The sequence below is a fragment of the Klebsiella sp. C360 genome (assembly GCF_048822415.1).
Lineage (GTDB): Bacteria > Pseudomonadota > Gammaproteobacteria > Enterobacterales > Enterobacteriaceae > Klebsiella > Klebsiella quasipneumoniae.
The window spans coordinates 1-2,096 of sequence record NZ_JBMEZZ010000047.1 but is presented as its reverse complement, the minus strand read 5'-3'; the positions used below and the strand labels follow the sequence as shown (position 1 = coordinate 2,096).

The 2,096-nt window shown below is 52.5% G+C and carries 1 rRNA gene; it reads right to left on the bottom strand.

Annotation, left to right across the window (positions count from 1 at the left end):
* Positions 1 to 2,096: ribosomal RNA gene (locus tag ACOI7D_RS27725) — 23S ribosomal RNA — on the bottom strand; the annotation flags it as partial.

Sequence of the window (2,096 nt, the reverse complement as noted above, 5' to 3'; positions counted from 1 at the left end):
ACGTTAGAACATCAAACATTAAAGGGTGGTATTTCAAGGTTGGCTCCACGCAGACTGGCGTCCACGCTTCAAAGCCTCCCACCTATCCTACACATCAAGGCTCAATGTTCAGTGTCAAGCTATAGTAAAGGTTCACGGGGTCTTTCCGTCTTGCCGCGGGTACACTGCATCTTCACAGCGAGTTCAATTTCACTGAGTCTCGGGTGGAGACAGCCTGGCCATCATTACGCCATTCGTGCAGGTCGGAACTTACCCGACAAGGAATTTCGCTACCTTAGGACCGTTATAGTTACGGCCGCCGTTTACCGGGGCTTCGATCAAGAGCTTCTCCTTACGGATAACCCCATCAATTAACCTTCCGGCACCGGGCAGGCGTCACACCGTATACGTCCACTTTCGTGTTTGCACAGTGCTGTGTTTTTAATAAACAGTTGCAGCCAGCTGGTATCTTCGACTGGTCTCAGCTCCATCCGCAGGGACTTCACCTACACACCAGCGTGCCTTCTCCCGAAGTTACGGCACCATTTTGCCTAGTTCCTTCACCCGAGTTCTCTCAAGCGCCTTGGTATTCTCTACCTGACCACCTGTGTCGGTTTGGGGTACGATTTGATGTTACCTGATGCTTAGAGGCTTTTCCTGGAAGCAGGGCATTTGTTACTTCAGCACCGTAGTGCCTCGTCATCACACCTCAGCCTTGATTATCCGGATTTGCCTGGATAACCAGCCTACATGCTTAAACCGGGACAACCGTCGCCCGGCTAACATAGCCTTCTCCGTCCCCCCTTCGCAGTAACACCAAGTACAGGAATATTAACCTGTTTCCCATCGACTACGCCTTTCGGCCTCGCCTTAGGGGTCGACTCACCCTGCCCCGATTAACGTTGGACAGGAACCCTTGGTCTTCCGGCGAGCGGGCTTTTCACCCGCTTTATCGTTACTTATGTCAGCATTCGCACTTCTGATACCTCCAGCAACCCTCACAGGTCACCTTCGCAGGCTTACAGAACGCTCCCCTACCCAACAACACATCGTGTCGCTGCCGCAGCTTCGGTGCATGGTTTAGCCCCGTTACATCTTCCGCGCAGGCCGACTCGACCAGTGAGCTATTACGCTTTCTTTAAATGATGGCTGCTTCTAAGCCAACATCCTGGCTGTCTGTGCCTTCCCACATCGTTTCCCACTTAACCATGACTTTGGGACCTTAGCTGGCGGTCTGGGTTGTTTCCCTCTTCACGACGGACGTTAGCACCCGCCGTGTGTCTCCCGTGATAACATTCTTCGGTATTCGTAGTTTGCATCGGGTTGGTAAGTCGGGATGACCCCCTAGCCGAAACAGTGCTCTACCCCCGAAGATGAGTTCACGAGGCGCTACCTAAATAGCTTTCGGGGAGAACCAGCTATCTCCCGGTTTGATTGGCCTTTCACCCCCAGCCACAAGTCATCCGCTAATTTTTCAACATTAGTCGGTTCGGTCCTCCAGTTAGTGTTACCCAACCTTCAACCTGCCCATGGCTAGATCACCGGGTTTCGGGTCTATACCCTGCAACTTAACGCCCAGTTAAGACTCGGTTTCCCTGCGGCTCCCCTATACGGTTAACCTTGCTACAGAATATAAGTCGCTGACCCATTATACAAAAGGTACGCAGTCACACCCGAAGGTGCTCCCACTGCTTGTACGTACACGGTTTCAGGTTCTTTTTCACTCCCCTCGCCGGGGTTCTTTTCGCCTTTCCCTCACGGTACTGGTTCACTATCGGTCAGTCAGGAGTATTTAGCCTTGGAGGATGGTCCCCCCATATTCAGACAGGATACCACGTGTCCCGCCCTACTCTTCGAGTTCACAACCTGTGCATTTTGGTGTACGGGACTATCACCCTGTACCGTCGGACTTTCCAGACCGTTCCACTAACACACAAGCTGATTCAGACTCTGGGCTGCTCCCCGTTCGCTCGCCGCTACTGGGGGAATCTCGGTTGATTTCTTTTCCTCGGGGTACTTAGATGTTTCAGTTCCCCCGGTTCGCCTCGTTAACCTATGTATTCAGTTAACGATAGTGCAACGAATTGCACTGGGTTTCCCCATTCGGACATCGCCGG